Source organism: Variovorax sp. SRS16 (assembly GCF_901827165.1).
In the GTDB taxonomy this organism is placed as follows: domain Bacteria; phylum Pseudomonadota; class Gammaproteobacteria; order Burkholderiales; family Burkholderiaceae_C; genus Variovorax.
The window spans coordinates 3881698-3897967 of the sequence record NZ_LR594666.1; the positions used below are offsets into that span (position 1 = coordinate 3881698).

14 protein-coding genes are annotated in these 16270 nt (G+C 68.1%); 6 read left to right on the forward strand and 8 right to left on the reverse strand.

Annotated elements, in window-relative coordinates; all coding sequences use genetic code 11:
* Positions 1 to 7 precede the first annotated feature (7 nt).
* Positions 8 to 1015 carry a S1C family serine protease gene (locus tag E5P2_RS18840; protein WP_162568620.1) on the forward strand — a complete coding sequence of 336 codons (1008 nt, stop codon included), beginning with the start codon at positions 8 to 10 and terminating at the stop codon, positions 1013 to 1015.
* A gap of 22 nt (positions 1016 to 1037) precedes the next feature.
* Here the strand turns inward: E5P2_RS18840 and E5P2_RS18845 are convergent, their stop codons facing one another.
* Complete coding sequence (locus tag E5P2_RS18845) at positions 1038 to 2351, reverse strand: hemolysin family protein (protein ID WP_162568621.1); 1314 nt, start codon at positions 2349 to 2351, stop codon at positions 1038 to 1040.
* A gap of 23 nt (positions 2352 to 2374) precedes the next feature.
* On the opposite strand from E5P2_RS18845, the gene E5P2_RS18850 reads away from it, so the two are divergent.
* Positions 2375 to 3217, forward strand: a complete 843-nt coding sequence (locus tag E5P2_RS18850; RefSeq protein WP_162568622.1) for a symmetrical bis(5'-nucleosyl)-tetraphosphatase — start codon at positions 2375 to 2377, stop codon at positions 3215 to 3217.
* A gap of 24 nt (positions 3218 to 3241) precedes the next feature.
* Here E5P2_RS18850 and E5P2_RS18855 read toward each other — a convergent pair whose 3' ends face one another.
* Positions 3242 to 4720 (reverse strand): DEAD/DEAH box helicase, encoded by a 1479-nt coding sequence (locus tag E5P2_RS18855; protein WP_162568623.1) that lies wholly within the window; start codon positions 4718 to 4720, stop codon positions 3242 to 3244.
* 80 nt (positions 4721 to 4800) lie between these two features.
* Here E5P2_RS18855 and E5P2_RS18860 point away from each other — a divergent pair, with 80 nt between their 5' ends.
* Positions 4801 to 6591: a toll/interleukin-1 receptor domain-containing protein gene (locus tag E5P2_RS18860; protein ID WP_162568624.1), complete on the forward strand. Its 1791-nt coding sequence runs from the start codon at positions 4801 to 4803 to the stop codon at positions 6589 to 6591.
* 24 nt (positions 6592 to 6615) lie between these two features.
* The gene (locus tag E5P2_RS18865; protein ID WP_162568625.1) at positions 6616 to 8517 is read left to right on the forward strand and encodes a hypothetical protein; all 1902 of its coding nucleotides are present in this window, start codon (positions 6616 to 6618) and stop codon (positions 8515 to 8517) included.
* A gap of 10 nt (positions 8518 to 8527) precedes the next feature.
* Here E5P2_RS18865 and ypfJ read toward each other — a convergent pair whose 3' ends face one another.
* From ypfJ to guaD, 4 genes are all read right to left on the reverse strand, one after another.
* Positions 8528 to 9415 carry a KPN_02809 family neutral zinc metallopeptidase gene (gene ypfJ, locus E5P2_RS18870; protein WP_162568626.1) on the reverse strand — a complete coding sequence of 296 codons (888 nt, stop codon included), beginning with the start codon at positions 9413 to 9415 and terminating at the stop codon, positions 8528 to 8530.
* 48 nt (positions 9416 to 9463) lie between these two features.
* Positions 9464 to 9742 carry a hypothetical protein gene (locus E5P2_RS18875; protein ID WP_162568627.1) on the reverse strand — a complete coding sequence of 93 codons (279 nt, stop codon included), beginning with the start codon at positions 9740 to 9742 and terminating at the stop codon, positions 9464 to 9466.
* A gap of 117 nt (positions 9743 to 9859) precedes the next feature.
* A complete protein-coding gene (gene dcd / locus E5P2_RS18880) occupies positions 9860 to 10426 on the reverse strand; it encodes a dCTP deaminase (protein ID WP_162568628.1) in 567 nt (188 codons plus the stop codon).
* 167 nt (positions 10427 to 10593) lie between these two features.
* Positions 10594 to 11877 (reverse strand): guanine deaminase, encoded by a 1284-nt coding sequence (gene guaD / locus E5P2_RS18885; RefSeq protein ID WP_162570558.1) that lies wholly within the window; start codon positions 11875 to 11877, stop codon positions 10594 to 10596.
* 240 nt (positions 11878 to 12117) lie between these two features.
* On the opposite strand from guaD, the gene E5P2_RS18890 reads away from it, so the two are divergent.
* Positions 12118 to 13263: a glycosyltransferase family 4 protein gene (locus tag E5P2_RS18890; RefSeq protein ID WP_162568629.1), complete on the forward strand. Its 1146-nt coding sequence runs from the start codon at positions 12118 to 12120 to the stop codon at positions 13261 to 13263.
* Positions 13260 to 13928 carry an acyltransferase gene (locus tag E5P2_RS18895; RefSeq protein ID WP_197908521.1) on the forward strand — a complete coding sequence of 223 codons (669 nt, stop codon included), beginning with the start codon at positions 13260 to 13262 and terminating at the stop codon, positions 13926 to 13928. The genes E5P2_RS18890 and E5P2_RS18895 overlap by 4 nt, the downstream gene beginning before the upstream one ends.
* Before the next feature lie 36 nt (positions 13929 to 13964).
* Here the strand turns inward: E5P2_RS18895 and E5P2_RS18900 are convergent, their stop codons facing one another.
* Positions 13965 to 15059, reverse strand: a complete 1095-nt coding sequence (locus tag E5P2_RS18900) for a BMP family ABC transporter substrate-binding protein (protein WP_162568630.1) — start codon at positions 15057 to 15059, stop codon at positions 13965 to 13967.
* 103 nt (positions 15060 to 15162) lie between these two features.
* Positions 15163 to 16200 (reverse strand): adenosine deaminase, encoded by a 1038-nt coding sequence (locus E5P2_RS18905; RefSeq protein WP_269475693.1) that lies wholly within the window; start codon positions 16198 to 16200, stop codon positions 15163 to 15165.
* Between the last annotated feature and the right edge of the window lie 70 nt (positions 16201 to 16270).

A 16270-nucleotide genomic window follows, 5' to 3' on the forward strand; every position in this document is an offset into this window, starting at 1 on the left:
GGAATCCATGTTCGACGAAACGCACAGCAGCGCGCCGCCAGAGGGCGCACCCGAGGCCCGCGACGAAGCGCCGCTCGATGCCTACTCGCGCGTGGTTTCCGCGGTGGCCGACCAGGTCGGGCCGGCCGTGGTCCGCGTGGAAAGCCGCCGGCCCGGCCGGCGCGGCGGACTCGGCTCCGGCGTGGTCATCGCCGGCGACGGGCTGGTCCTGACCAACAGCCATGTCGTCGCCGGCGCGCGGCGCGTGCGGCTGGGCATGGCGGAAGGCGGCGACACCGATGCCGAGGTGCTCGGCGACGATCCCGCCACCGACCTGGCCCTGCTGCGCGCCGAACTGCCGCGCCGCGCGGTGGCGGCCGTGCTGGAGGATTCCAAGGTGCTCAAGCGCGGGCACCTGGTGGTGGGCATCGGCAATCCGCTGGGCTTCGAGTCGACGGTCACGGCCGGCATCGTGTCGGCGCTGGGGCGCTCGCTGCGTTCGCAGAGCGGCCGCCTGATCGACGATGTGATCCAGACCGATGCCGCGCTCAATCCGGGCAATTCCGGCGGCCCGCTGGTGGCGGCATCGGGCCGGGTGGTCGGCATCAACACCGCGATGATCGCGGGCGCGCAGGGCCTCGCGTTCGCGGTGTCCAGCAACACGGCGCGCTTCGTGATCGGCGAGTTCATCGCCCACGGCCGGGTGCGGCGCGCCCACCTCGGCATCGCGGCGCAGACGGTGCCGCTGGCGCGGCGCATCGCACTCGCCACCCAGTCAGGCACGCATGGCGTGCGCGTGGGCGAGGTGATGGCCGGCGGCCCGGCGGAGCTCGCCGGCCTGCGCGTCGGCGACATCATCGTGGCGCTCGATGGGATCATGGTCGCCGGTGCCGACGACCTGCTGCGCCTCCTCAACGCGGACCGCATCGGGCATGCGGTCCAGGTCTCGCTGCTGCGCGACGGCCGGCGCGTGACGCGGACGGTGACGGCCCAGGAGCGCGTGCAGCCGGCCTCCGCATCGGGCTCGCCGGGCTGAGCGCGCGAGCGCTGCGCCGCGCTCAGGGCGCGAGGTCGTCGGCGCCGGCGTCGGGGTAGGCCAGCACGCGGTCGATGCGTTTGCCGTCGAGCGCCACCACCTCGAAGCACCAGCCCGCGCATTCGATGCGCTCACCGGCGGCAGGCAGTTGCCCCGAGACGAACATCAACAGGCCGGCGACGGTGTTGTAACGTCCGCGCTCTTCCTCGGGCAGCTCGCGGATGCCGAGCCGAGCGCGCAGTTCCGATACCGGCATCAGACCGTCAAGCTCCCACACGCCATCGTCACGCTCGCGAGCCCAGGCCTCGGCATGGGTGGCGACCTGCAGTTCGCCGGTGATGGCCTCGAGCAGGTCGCGCGGTGTCATCAGGCCCTGCACCACGCCGTATTCGTCGACCACGAACACCAGGCGGCCGGCGCGCTCGCGAAACTGTTCGAGCAGTTCCATGCCGGTCAGCGTCTCCGGCACGAACACGGCCGGCTGCGCCGCGTGCTCGATGGCTTCGGCATGCGCGGTGCCGAGCGTGAGCAGGTGCGCGACGCTGATCACGCCGACCACGTCGTCGAGCGAATTGCGGCACACCGGATACCAGGAGTGGACGAGATTGAGCGCGCCCGCGGCCGACACCTGCTGCAGCGCCTGCGCGACGGTGAAGGAGGCTTCGAGCCATTCGATGTCGGCACGCGGAATCATCAGCGAGGACAGTCGGCGGTCGTCGAGGTGGAACACATTGCGCACCATCTGGTGCTCGTGCATCTCGATGACGCCGGCATCGACACCCTCCTCCAGGCTGGCGGAGATCTCTTCCTCGGTCACGACGCGCGCCGCGTTGGAGTCGATGCGCAGCAGCTTCAGCGTGGCGGCAGTCGCGCCCGACAGCAGCAGCACGAAGGGCTTGGCGGCAGTGGCGAGGCTGCGCATCGGCCGCGCGACGAAACGCGCCACCGGCTCGGGATAGAGCTGGCCGATGCGCTTGGGAACGAGCTCGCCGAAGATGATGGTGAAGAAGGTGATGCAGCTCACCACCACCGCCGTCGACGCAATGCTGGCCGTGCGCGCGCCCATGCCGATCGTTTCCATCCAGACCGAAAGCGGTGCCGCGAACGCGGCCTCGCCCACGATGCCGCTCAGCATGCCGATCGAGGTGATGCCGATCTGTACACTGGACAGGAACTGGGTCGGATCCTCCATCAGCTTGAGCGCCGCGGCGGCGCCCGCATCTCCGGTTTCGGCGAGCGCCATCAGGCGTGCCCGGCGGCTGGTCGAAAGCGCCATTTCGGACATCGCGAACGCCGCATTGAGCGTCGTCAGCAAGGCCAGCAGGAGAACATCCATGTAGGGGGGAGAGAATGGGGACCATGGCACTTTACTTGATCGGTGACGTGCAGGGCTGCGACGAAGCGTTGCAACGCCTGCTCGACGAACTCGCTTTCTCCCCGAGCCGGGACGCGCTGATCGTGCTCGGCGACCTGGTCAACCGCGGTCCGGCATCGGCCGAGGTGCTGCGGCGCATGCAGCGCTACGGCGCGGCCGCGCAGAGCCTGCTGGGCAACCACGACCTGCACCTGCTCGGCATCGCCCACGGCGCACGCAAGGCCGGCCGCAAGGACACGCTGCAGGGCGTGCTGGATGCACCCGACAGCGAGGCGATGCTCGACTGGCTGCGCCACCAGCCCATGGCGCTGCACCGGACGCTGGACGGCGGCGAGCTGCTGATGGTGCATGCCGGCGTGCTGCCGCAGTGGGGCGTGGCCGATACGCTGTCATTTGCGGCCGAGGTCGAATCGGTGCTGCGGGGCCCGGCGCTGGAGGATTTCCTTCAGACGATGTATGGCAACGAGCCCGCGCAGTGGGACGATGCACTCACGGGCAGCATGCGCCTGCGCGTGATCGTCAACGCACTCACGCGGCTGCGCTTCTGCACGGCCGAAGGTGTGATGGAGTTCGAGAGCAAGGACGGCGCAGGCACCGCGCCCAACGGCTTCATGCCCTGGTTCGACGTGCCCGGACGCGCGAGCGCCGCGGCCACGATCGCCTTCGGCCACTGGTCGACGCTGGGCTGGGTTTCGCGGCCCGACCTGATCTCGACCGATACCGGCTGCGTCTGGGGCGGCTGCCTGAGCGCGGTGCGCATCGGCGCGACGCCGCAGGCGCGCGAGCTGATTCAGGTGAAGTGCCCGGAGGCGCAGAAGCCGGGTTGACCGGCAACCTGCCTGGCGAAAGACTCAGCTCGGTTCGCTGGTCTTGAACAGCGCCGCGACCTTGCGCTTGGTCTTGATGTTGCTCGAGATGCCCCGCGCCGGCGCGGCCTTGGCAGCGGCCTCCCAGGCCGGCTCGGCCTCGCGCTCGGGCGCTTCGTAAGGCTGCTCGAAGAAAGGATCGCGCGGCGCGCTCGGCGCGCGGTGCGGACGGCCGCCACCGCTACCGCCGCGCAGCGGCCGGGCCTCGGCGCGCTCGCGCGGGCGGTCGAGCGTGTCGAGCACGTCGCGCGCATCGCCGGCCTCGCCTTCGTCGCGCCAGTGGCGGCGGCCGTCGTTGATGCGGCCGCGCGGGCGGTCTTCCTCGAACTCGATGGGTTCGAGTTCGATCTTGGTCTTGAGCAGCTTCTCGATGTCGGCCACCAGCCGCACGTCGTTGCCGCCGCTGGCGAAACTCACGGCCAGGCCCGATGCGCCGGCACGGCCGGTGCGGCCGATGCGGTGCACGTAGTCTTCGGCGTTGAACGGGATGTCGAAGTTGAAGACGGCCGGCACGTCCTTGATGTCGAGCCCGCGCGCGGCCACGTCGGTGGCCACCAGCAGGTCGACTTCGCCGGCCTTGAAGGCTGCGAGCGCCTTGAGCCGCTCGTCCTGGCTCTTGTCGCCATGCAGCGCGGTGGTCTTCAGGCCCTCGCGTTCGAGCGAACGCGCGAGCCGGGCGCAGCCGAGCTTGCTGTTGACGAAGACGAAGGCCTGCGTGAGGCTGCGCTGGCGAATGATCTGCTTCAATGCCCGGCGCTTGTCGTCGTCGCTGACGCTGTAGAAATGCTGCTCGACGGTGGAGGCCGTCTCGTTCGGCCGCGCCACCTCGACGGTGACCGGGTTCTGCAGGTAGCTGCCGGCCAGGCGCTTGATCTCGGGCGAGAAGGTGGCCGAGAACAGCAATGTGGTGCGCTGCTTGGGCAGGTAGGAGAGGATGCGCTGCAAGTCGGGCAGGAAGCCGATGTCGAGCATGCGGTCGGCCTCGTCGAGCACCACGTACTCGACCTGGTTGAGCACCGCGTTCTTGGCCTCGATGTGGTCCAGCAGCCGGCCCGGCGTGGCGACCAGCACCTCGACGCCCTTCTTGAGCTCGAGCGTCTGCGGCTTCATGTCGATGCCGCCGAACACCACCATGCTGCGCAGCTGGGTGTACTTGGCATAGAGCTTGACCTGCTGCGCGACCTGATCGGCCAGCTCGCGCGTGGGCAGCAGCACCAGCGCACGCACCGGATGGCGCGCGGGCGAGGTGGAGCTGTTCTCGTGCTTGAGCATGCGCTGCAGCAAGGGCAGCGAGAAGGCGGCCGTCTTGCCGGTGCCGGTCTGCGCCGCGCCCATCACGTCCTGGCCTGCCAGCACCACCGGAATGGCCTGTTCCTGGATCGGCGTCATGGTCTCGTAGCCCATTTCGGCAACGGCGCGCGCGAGGGGTTCGGCCAGGGAAAGATTGGAGAAGGAGCTTGTCATTGAGCCTTCCATTGTCGCACTGCCGCAAAAAAGGGGCGTGACAGCCTCGTTACCGTCCCAATTTGCCCGGAATGGCGCGAATGGCCCGCCTTGTCGGCCGCTACCCGCCGCCGCCCGCCGCAGCCATGGGATATCCACGAATCAAGTGCGGCTTTATATTCCGGATCTCCCTGACCCCTTGTCCATACCGCACCTCCGTGAACAACATAGAGCCGCCGCGCAGCGTATTCATCAGCTACGCGACTCCGGACAAGGACCGGGCGAACGAGATCTGCGGATACTTGGAGGGGCTCGGCCATCGGTGCTGGATTGCGCCGCGCGACATCCAGCCCGGCAGGGACTACGGCGAGGAGATCATCCGCGGGATCGAGGACTCCCGCTGCCTGGTGCTGGTGCTGTCCGCCGCGGCCAATGCCAGCCGGTTCGTCAAGCGCGAGGTCGAGCGCGCGGTCTCGAAAGCCAAACCGATCTTCCCCGTCCGCGTGGAAGACGTTCTGCCATCGCCGGCGCTCGAGTTCCACCTCGCATCGATCCAGTTCCTCGACGCGTGGAAGGGCGTCATGAAGACGCACGTCGAGGAGCTTTCCCGTGCCATCTCAGAGAAGACCGACAGCCCGGTCGCGCCGCAGCCGCGGCCGCCGGTGCGCCCGCGATGGAAGCAGCCCGCTGCCGTGGCGGGGGCGCTGGGTGTCGTGGTCGTGCTGGTCAGCCTGTCGGCGGTCCTGTCACGCCGCCCGGCGCCCGTGAGCCCGGTCACGCCCACGCCGCAGGCCTCGCCGACCGCACAGGCCACGTCGCGCGCGGATCGACCGCAGAGCAAGCAAAGGGAGCCCAAGGCGCAGGCGCTGTCGTGCCGTCCCGGCGAAGGAGCGACCTTGCGTTGCGACGTGGCCGAAACGGGCCGGATCAAGGTCCGCTCGAAGGCTGGCGAAGAACTGGTCGTCGAAGCCGGGACCGGCGAAGCCTCGAACCGGACGTCCTTCAAGACGTCGATCCGCGAGACCTTCGTACCTTGGCCAGGGCCCGGCGCCACCGCCGAACTGGCGTCGGCGGAGGGTCCATGGGGGCCGCCGCAACCGCTTCCCAATCTCGTGGATCGCCCCACCGCCGCGTTCATCGCCGCGGGCGCGGCCGGCAAGCCGCCACTCGCGTACACGATCTATCGCAACGACAACTGGAAGTTTCTTTTCTTTGCGCCACCCGAGACCGCGGACGTCGAGTGGACCGTGGACAACAAGGGCTTCCAGCGCGTCGAACCCATGCCATGGCAACAGCAAATGGGCGGGCCCTTCTGGATCGACTCGACCGACCCCAAAGGCATGCATCTCTCCCTGCGTTGGCGCAAGGCGGGCGACGAATGGTCCGCGCCGGCCGAGTACAGCTTCGATACCGGCAAATCGCGCGGCAAGGTGGCTGCGTCACTGGCCGACCCGGCCAAGCAGATCGCCTGCCGCCGTACCCCGGCCAAATCGACCTGGACGATCTGCAAGGCCGCCGGAAGCTATGCGCTTGGCGAGATCTTCCAGGCCTTGCGCTGGGGATTGAGCGATTCCAGCCTGGCGGACGCCTCGGCCTATGACTTCGACGGACTATCGGCCAGGCTCCTGGCGGCGGTCCCGCCGCGACCGAATTGCGATGAGCGGCAGACGAGCTGCGTTGACAGCAGGAATGCCGCGGAAGGGGCGCGCCGCTCACTGGACTATGACCTCAGGAACACCAAGCCGACACTCGTGAGCTGGCAACGCGCAGGCGCCGACTACCGTTCCGATTTCCTGGTGATCGACAGCACCGCCGCAGAAGTCTTCTTCAAGACCACCCCGCTCGGCGGCGGAGAGGCCACCCTCGTGCGCATCCCTGTCGGAACGCGTTGATCCAGCCGAGCACCCTTTCTTTCCATGCCCACGCCTGCGACGAGTTCCTCGCCTCCCAAGCCCCACGCGGCCCTGCGCATCGGCGTCGTCGGCCATCGCCACGATGCCTCGCGATTTCCCCCCTCGATGGCCGCGACGCTGGAGGCGCGCATCGCCGAGCTCCTGCAGGCTTTGGGCCATGCCGCCGAGTCCGTTCGACAGGCCGACGCCAATTGCTTCTCGCCTGCACGCGCCAAGCTCATCGTCGTGAGTGCATTGGCAGAAGGTGCGGACCGATGCGGCGCCCGCGTGGCATTGCAGCGCGGGCTGGAACTGCAGGCGATCCTTCCCTTCGAGCGCGCGGAATATGCGAAGGATTTCGAGGCCCCCGACTCTGCGGACGAGTTCGCCACGATCCTGGCTCAGGCCTCGCGCGTGCTCGAGTTGCCCGGCTCGCGCGACAGTGCCGATGCGGCCTACGCTCTGGCAGGGCTGGTCGCCATCAGGAACGTCGATGTCCTGATCGCCCTATGGGACGGCGGCCCTGCCGCCGGTCCCGGTGGCACCGCGGACACCGTCGGGCGCGCGCTCGCGCTGGGTGTGCCTGTCGTCCACCTGGACATCTTCGACCGCGAGCCTGCGAAGATTCGCTGGCTGGGCTGGCCCGAGCCTTCTTCGCACGAGCAGGTGGCGCCGGCGCCGGAGCGCATCTTCCAGGGCAACGCGACGCCGATGATCACTGCGCTCATGCGCCCGCCCTCGTCGCGATCTCACGCATCGGCGCACATCCCCGAATTGCCGGAAGGCCGCGCCCTGACAGACTACCTTGGCGAGCGCATGTGGCGCTGGCGCTGGCGTCCCGAGCACGCCATCTTCCAGTTCCTGTTCGGCGGCCGCGCCATGCGCTGGACGGACATTCGCGCCGGCGATTACCTCGCGGATTCGAAAGACGGCTGGACCTTGGGCGGGGCGGACGGCAAAGGCAGCATGCACGCGACCGAGGCGATGCAGACCGTGCTCTGGCCGCGCTTCGCGTTCGCGGACAACCTGGCCGAGCACTACGGGCAGAACTACCGCAGCGGCTACATCAGCAACTTCGCTCTGGCGGCGTGCGCGGTGATCTTTTCCATCGTCGGCTTCGTCTTCCCTTCGGTGACCACGGCGCTTGCATTCGCCGAGTTGGTCTTCTTGCTACTGATCGTCTGCAACACATCGATCGGCAACCACAGGCGCTGGCATCGGCGCTGGCTGGACTATCGCCATCTGGCCGAGCGGCTGCGCAATCTCCATTTCTCGGCCATGCTGGGCGATCTGGACCTCATCCCTGAACCCACGAACATCGCCACGCCGAGCTGGGTCGCATGGTACGTGCGCGCGTCGGCGCGCGAGACGGGGATACCCGGCGTTGTCTTCGATGCGCAGAAGGTGTTCGGCTTCGGCCGGGAATTCTCGTCTGCGCAACTCGATCCGCAGATCGACTATCACGAGCGCAACACGCATCGCCTCCATACCGCGGAGCATCGCTTGCACCTCGGCGGCATGACGTTCTTCAGTCTCTCGATCGTCGTTTGTTCGCTTCATCTCCTGCACGCCGGCGTGGAGGCCGTTCTCAAGCACCCATGGGGCACTTTCGTTCACCCCTTCAGCGCGCTTGTCCACCATTGGGGCGAATGGATCCACCAGTACGGCGTCCTGCTCACCATCTCGCTTCCAGCCGTCGCCACCGCCATGTACGGCATCAAGACGCAAGGGGAGTTTCGCGCGCGCGCCGAGCGATCGCGGCGAACCTGCGCAGAGCTGACGACGATCAAGGAATCACTGGAGGCGCCGGGCTATACGTTCCATTACCTCCAGCACCAAGTCGACCGAGCGGGCTCGGTCATGCTGGATGACCTGGCGGACTGGCGCATCACCTACGGCCGCCGCAGGTTGGAGAACCCCGCATGAGCCGGGCGCGCTAGAGATTTCTTGCGCCGAAGGTGTCGCAGTCCTGGATGCTGCCGTTCTTGTAGCCGGCCCCGAACCAGCGCTGCCGCTGCGCGCTCGTGCCATGCGTGAAGCTGTCGGGCACGATGGCGCGGCCGGCGGCGCGCTGCAGGGCATCGTCGCCGATCTTCTGCGCCGCGTTCATGGCCGCCTCGATGTCACCGGGATCCAGCCAGTGCTTGGACTCCTGCGAATGCTGTGCCCAGACACCCGCAAAACAGTCGGCCTGCAGTTCGACCCGCACGCTGAGCGCATTGGCCTGCGTCGGGCTCATGCGCCCGCGCGCCTGGTCGACCTTGGCGGTGATGCCCAGTTCGTCCTGCACGTGGTGGCCGACCTCGTGCGCGATGACGTAGGCCTGCGCGAACACGCCGGGCGCGCCGAGCTGGTTCTTGAGCGTGTCGTAGAAGCCGAGGTCGATGTAGACCTTCTTGTCGCCCGGGCAGTAGAACGGCCCCATCGCCGACTGGCCGGTGCCACAGGCGGTCGGCGTGGCGCCGCGGAACAGCACCAGCCGCGTCGGCGTGTAGGTTTCGCCGCTGCGCTGGAAGATGTCGCTCCAGACCACCTCGGTGTTCTTCAGGATGGTCGAGACGAAGGCCGCCTGCTCGTCGTTGGCCGGCGGCTTGTGGGCCGGGCCCTGCTGCTGGACCTGCGGCGCGGGCGAACCGCCGCTCAGCAGCCCCAGCACGGTCAGCGGATTGATGCCGAAGACCCAGCCCGCGATCAACGCCACCACCACGGTGCCGATGCCGACGCTGCGCCCGCCGATCGGCAGCCCGAAGCCGCCGCCACCACCGCCGCCTTCGTCGCGGCGGTCCTCGACGTTGTCGGATTGCTCGTTGCCTTCCCATCTCATGACGATCTCCTGTGCCGCCCCCGCGGCCGTCGCATGGATGGTACGCGCTCAGCGCGCGACGACGTAGCCCACATGCATCACGCCGGCCGGCGCCACCGGGGTCGAGGGCACGGACGGCGCTTCGGTCTCGGCGGCGGCGGTGGCCGCCGGCGCCTTCGACGCCGGCTGCGTCCGCGCGGCCTCGGCGTAGAAGGCCTGCGCCTTGCTCACCTGCGATCGGGTGACCATCGCCATCGCCGCCATCTGGGCCAGCACGATGACCGCGAGAGTCGCGATCAGCAGCAGGCGGTAGGGGTGCGTCTCGCGCAGGGTCTGCAATATCGGCATCGTGTCGCTCCTTGGCCGCGCCTCGTGCACGGACTCGGGGCGATGGTGCCGGGCGCCGGCACGCGGCACAGGTGGTGGCGGGCGCGAGGCGCTGTAGGACCGGGCCGGTGTCCGGCCTCAGGCTTTGGGCAAGGTCACCCCGCGTTGCCCTTGATATTTGCCGCCGCGGTCCTTGTAACTGGTCTCGCAGACCTCGTCGCTTTCGAAGAACAGCACCTGGGCGCAGCCCTCGCCCGCATAGATCTTGGCCGGCAGCGGCGTGGTGTTGCTGAACTCCAGCGTGACGTAGCCTTCCCATTCGGGTTCGAAGGGCGTCACGTTGACGATGATGCCGCAGCGCGCATAGGTGCTCTTGCCCAGGCAGATGGTGAGCACGTTGCGCGGGATGCGGAAATACTCGACCGTGCGCGCCAGCGCGAAACTGTTGGGCGGGATGATGCAGAACTCGCCGTGCATGTCGACGAAGCTCTTCTCGTCGAAGTTCTTCGGGTCGACCACCGTGCTGTGGATGTTGGTGAAGACCTTGAACTCGGGCGCGCAGCGGATGTCGTAGCCGTAGCTCGAGGTGCCGTAGCTGATGATCCGGTGGCCGTCCCGTTCTCGGATCTGGCCCGGTTCGAAGGGCTCGATCATGCCGGTCTGCTCGGCCATGCGCCGGATCCACTTGTCGCTCTTGATGGACATAAAAAAATCACCCCCAGTCTGCGCGCACTTCGTGTCGCTTCGCCAACCCCCTTCCAGGGGGCAACACCAGCGGCCCGGCAAAGCCGGCTCCGCGGCGTTTCCGGAAGGATCTCGCTGCGCTCGCTGGGCCGGGGATTGTGGCATGGGCGAAACCTTCGCCCGGTGGTTCAGCCCGCTTGCGAGATCACCGTGCGCTCGACCAAGCGGTCGTCCCCCAGCACGATCATCGAGAACAGCAGCTCCTCGAGGCTGTTCGCCAGCGAGGTCTTGCGCGCGAGCAGCGGCGTGGCCTTCGGGTCGATGACGATGAAATCCGCCTCGCAGCCCGGCTGCAGGTTGCCGATCACGCCATCGAGCCCCAGCGCGTGCGCCGCACCGGCGGTATGGCGCCACCAGAGCTGCGAGGGCGGGATGCTGATGCCCGGCTTGGTCTGGCCCTCGCGGCCCGCGTAGTAGGCGGCCAGCATGGTCGCGAAGGGGCAGAAGCTGGTGCCGCCGCCGACGTCGCTGGCCAGCCCATAGCGATAGCCGATGCGGTCGGCGCCCTCGAAGTCGAAGAAGCCGCTGCCGAGGAACAGGTTGCTGGTCGGGCTGACGGCCGTGGCGGTCTTCGTCTCGCGCATCAGCCGGCGGTCGTCATCGTCGAAGTGGATGCAGTGCGCGTAGACGGCGCGCTCGCGCATCAGGCCGAAGCCCGCATAGACGTCGAGGTAGGAGCGCGCCCTGGGAAACAGCTCGCGTGCCCATTTCACCTCGTCCTTGTTCTCGGCGACGTGCGAATGGACCCAGGTGTCCGGGTACTTCGCGGCCAGTTCGCCGGCGCCGCGCAGCTGGGCATCGGTGCTGGTGGGCGCGAAACGCGGCGTGATGGCGTAGCCCAGCCGGTCCACGTTGTGCCATTGGCGGATCAGCGCCTCGGTGTCTGTCAGGCTACGTTCAGTGTCGTCGCGTACACCGTCCGGTGAATGCCGGTCCTGCAACACCTTCCCCGTGATCATGCGCAGCTGGCGCCGCTTGGCCGAGGCGAAGAAGGCCTGCACCGAGGCCGGATGCGAGGTCGCGAAGGTCAGCGAGGTGGTGACGCCGTTGCGCATCAGCTCGTCGAAGAACACCTCGGCCACCTCGGCCGCATGGGCCGGGTCGGCGAAGCGGCTCTCGGCCGGGAAGGTGTAGTTCTCGAGCCAGGGCAGGAGGCCGTCCGACGGCGCGCCGATGATGTCGGTCTGCGGGAAGTGGATGTGCATGTCCACGAAGCCCGGCGCCAGGATGCGGCCCGGCCAGTGGGTGACGGCCACGCCCGCATGGCGGGCCGCAACCGTTGCGTACGCCCCGGCGTCCTGCACGCGCTGGCGGCCGGCCGCGTCCGGTCCGACCACCAGCAGGCCGTCCTCGTCAAAGACCGGCCGGCCGGTATCGTCGAATCGCAGAAGTGAGGCACGGTACGCTTGCATGGGCACGGAGGGTAAGCCAATCGGATCGTCACGCGATGCGCGCACGCGTATGGACTTTATATGGCCGGCACAGCTGCATGCAAAGAATTGCCGAAAGGCGGTCCTTGTGCACGCCTGCGCGCCGCCTGAAGCCCCGGACAATGGCATGCGCGCCGAATGCGCCCGCCCTCTCGAACATAATGCCGCCACCTTAGGAAACTCCATGAACCCACGCGACGCTGCGAGGAGCCTGCCCCAGCGATGAAAGTGCTCCTCATCGGCAACTATCTGCCGGACGGCCAGACCAGCATGCAGGCTTTCAAGCGAGTTCTCGAACGCGAACTGCCGCGCCTGGGCTGCGAACTGCGCGTGCTCACGCCGGCGCAGCACGCGTTGCGCGTGTCCCGCGCATCCCGGCTGTGGAAGTGGCTCGGCTACGTGGACAAGTTCGTCCTCTTCCGCCCGGCGCTCGCGGCGGCGCTGCGCTGGGCCGACGTGGTGCACATCTGCGACCACTCCAATGCCATGTACGTGCCCTGGGTGCAGCGCAAGGCCAACCTCGTCACCTGCCACGACGTCATCGCCGTGGAGGCTTCGCTGGGCATGGTCGAAGGCTGGCAGGTCGGCTGGAGCGGCAGGCTGTTCCAGCGGCTGATCGCCCGCGGGCTGGGCAAGGCCGAGCTGGTGGCCTGCGTCTCGCACCTGACGCAGCGCGCGCTGCTGGCGCTTCACATCGTTGATTCGCAGAGGATCACGACGGTGCTGAACGGGCTCAACGATGATTTCACACCGGTCGCGCCCGACGAAGGCGCTCGCCTGATCGCCCGCTTCGGCCTCTCGCCACAGGACCGGTTCCTGATCCACGTCGGCATGGACCTGCCGCGCAAGAACCGCCGCACCGTGGTCCAGGCCTTCCTCGCGCTTCAGCAGCGCGCCGCCGCCAGCGGCACGCCGGCCGTCGTTCAGCGGCTGCTCTTCGTCGGCCCGTCGCTGGAGCCTTCACTGGCCGAGCTGGTGCAGCAGCACGGCATCGCCGATCGCATCGACACGGTGAAGAACGTCTCGCATGAAGAACTGCGCGCGCTCTACGCCAGTGCCACCGCATTGCTTTTTCCCTCGCTGCAGGAGGGCTTCGGCTGGCCGGTGATCGAGGCCCAGGCCTGCGGCTGCCCGGTCTTCACCTCCGACCTCGCGCCGATGAACGAGATCGGCGGCCCCGGCGCCGTCTACATCGACCCCAAGAACCCGGCGGCCATCGCCGAGGCGATCGAGCGCGCCGCGCCACGGCTGCCCGAGATGCGCAGGCTGGGCCTGGAGAACGCGGCCGGCTACACGGCCGCGCAGATGGCATCGAACTACGTCGCGATCTACCGCCGCCTGGTCGACGCGCGCAAGGACGGCCGATGAAGATGAAGAGGCTGCTGGCGCTGGCCGTGGTGATCCTGCCCTGGACGCTCAAGCGCTGGGCCCTGCAGCGGTTCTGGGGCTATCAGCTCGCGGATACGGCACGCATCGGGCTCTCCTATGTCTTCCCGGGCGAGTTGGTGATGGCCGAGCGTGCCTTCATCGGCCACTTCAATGTCGCGATCCACCTGGGCCGGCTGGAGTGCGGTGAACACTCGATCATCAACCGCTCGAACTGGATCACCGGCCACTCGCCGGATGGCGCCCACTTCACCCACCGGGCCGACCGCGATCCCACGCTGGTAGTCGGCGCGCACGCGGCCATCACCAAGTCGCACATCATCGACTGCACCGACCGCGTCGAGATCGGCGACTACACCACGCTCGCCGGCTACCACTCGCAGCTGATCACGCACGGCATCAACGTGGCCGACGGCCGGCAGGACTGCAAGCCGATCCGCATCGGCGCCTATTGCCTCATCGGTACGCGCGTCACCGTGCTGGGCGGTGCCGCCCTGCCCGACCGCTGCGTGCTCGGTGCCGCCTCGGTGCTCAACAAGGCGCACACCGAGGAGCTCTCGCTCTACGCGGGACAGCCGGCCGTGCGCATCAAGGCGCTGTCGGCCGACAGCCGCTACTTCACGCGCGAACGCGGCTTCGTGCACTGAGGGGGCCGCCGAGGCCGCGGCGCCGCAGCGCCCGGCTCAGCCCGCCCGGCGTGCGATGCGCCCCTGCACGCCCTCGACCAGCCAGTTCATCTGCAGGATCTGCGCGTCGCTGAGCGCGCCGCCCTTCGGGATCACGACGTGTCCCTCGTTGTCGCGCACGTCCGTCACGGCGCGAAAGGGCTGCAGCCGCCCGGCGGCGATGTCCTGCTGGCGCGCCAGCACCTCCTGCTGCACCGCCTTCGGCACCTTCGGCCCGAAGTCGCCGACGCGGATCATCCCTTCCTTGACGCCGCCCCAGACGTCGCCGCTCTTCCAGATGCCGTCGAGCACGGCGCGCGCGCGCTGCGTGTAGTAGCCGCCCCACTGGTGCGTGACGGCAATGATCTGCGCATCGGGCGCGACCTTGCGCATGTCCGAGTGATAGGCCACGGCCATCTTGCCGCGCTCCTGCGCCGCGGCCATCACCGCGGTCGAGCCGGTGTGGAAGGAGATCACGTCGACGCCCTGGTCGAACAGCGTCATGGCGGCATCGCGCTCCTTCGGTGGATCGAACCAGGCGTCCAGCCACACCACCTTGACCACCGCCTTCGGATCGACCGAGCGCATGCCGAGCGTGAAGGCATTGATGCCCTGCAGCACCTCGGGGATCGGAAAGCCCGCGACATAGCCCGCGACATGGGTCTTCGTCATGCGGCCCGCGGCGATGCCCGCAAGGTAGCGGCCTTCGTAATAGCGCGCATTGGCGGTCGCGACGTTGGGCGCGGTCTTGTAGCCGGTGATCGACTCGAACTTCACGTCGGGGAAATCGCGCGCCACCTTGAGCGTCGGCTCCATGTAGCCGAAGCTCGGCGTGAAGATCAGCTTGTTGCCCTGGCGGGCAAGATCGCGGATCACGCGCTCGGCGTCCGGCCCCTCGGGCACGTTCTCGACGTAGGTGGTCTTCACGCGGCCGGGCAGCGCGGCCTCGACGGCCTGACGGCCTTCCTCGTGCTGGCGCACCCAGCCGGCATCGGTGATGGGCGCGACATAGACGAAGCCGATCTTCAGCGGCGGGGCCGCCGGCGCGGACTGGGAAAAGGCGGATGAAATGCAACAAGCGGCCGCAAACGCGGCTGCGAGGTTTTTGTACATGGTGGTCCTCTACATGGCCCCTGAAATGAAAACAGGCGCTGCGGGGCAGCAGCGCCTGGGTGGCATTTTAACGGCCGGCGTGGCGAACGCCGATGCGGCCGATTCAGGTGAAAACTTCGAACACGTCGTTGAGCCGGTCGACATAGGCGCGCTTGGCCGCTGCCTCGGCGAAGCTGCCCTCGAAGCTGTTGGCCGCCAGTTGCCAGGCATGCTGCGCCGTGAGCCCGGTGGCGGCGAAGGTCTCGGTGAAATTCTGGTTCATGTAACCGCCGAAGTAGGCCGGGTCGTCCGAGTTGACGGTGGCGACCAGGCCGGCATCGAGCAAGGCCCGCAGGTTGTGCTGCGCGAGGTCGGGGAACACGCAGAGCTTGAGGTTCGACAGCGGACACACCGTGAGCGGAATGCGGTCCTGCGCGAGCCGCTTCATCAAAGCCGCGTCGTGCACGCTCTGCACGCCGTGGTCGATGCGCTCGACCTTGAGCACGTCGAGCGCGCTCCACACATAGGCCGGCGGCCCTTCCTCGCCCGCATGCGCGACGAGGTGCAGGCCCAGTTCGCGGCAGCGCGCGAACACGCGCGCGAACTTCTCGGGCGGATGGCCGAGCTCGCTCGAATCGAGGCCGACGCCGATGAACTTGTCGCGAAACGGCAGCGCCTGTTCGAGCGTTGCGAAGGCATCTTCCTCGCTCAGATGGCGCAGGAAGCACAGGATCAGCGCCGCATCGACACCCAACCCGGCCTTGGCCTCGACGCAGGCGCGGTGCAGCCCGTCGATCACCGTCTGCATCGCGACGCCGCGCGCGGTGTGCGTCTGCGGGTCGAAGAACATCTCGGTGCGCAGCACCTGGTCGGCCGCGGCGCGTTCGAGATACGCCCAGGCCATGTCGTAGAAATCCGGCTCTTTCAGCAGCACGCTCGCGCCGGCGTAGTAGATGTCGAGAAAGCTCTGCAGGTTGGTGAAGGCATAGGCGCGGCGCAGATCCTCCACGCTCGCGTACGGCATCGCTACGCCATTGCGCCGCGCCAGCGCGAAGATCAGCTCGGGCTCCAGCGAGCCTTCGATGTGGATGTGCAGTTCGGCCTTCGGCATCGCGCGCAGCAGCGCGGGCAGGCGAGCGAGATCGATGGGTTTGACGTTCAACGTGGAATCCTCCAAAACAAAAGGGTCGCCGCAGCGACCCCTTGAGACACCCTGCCCGTAGTCAGGGCCC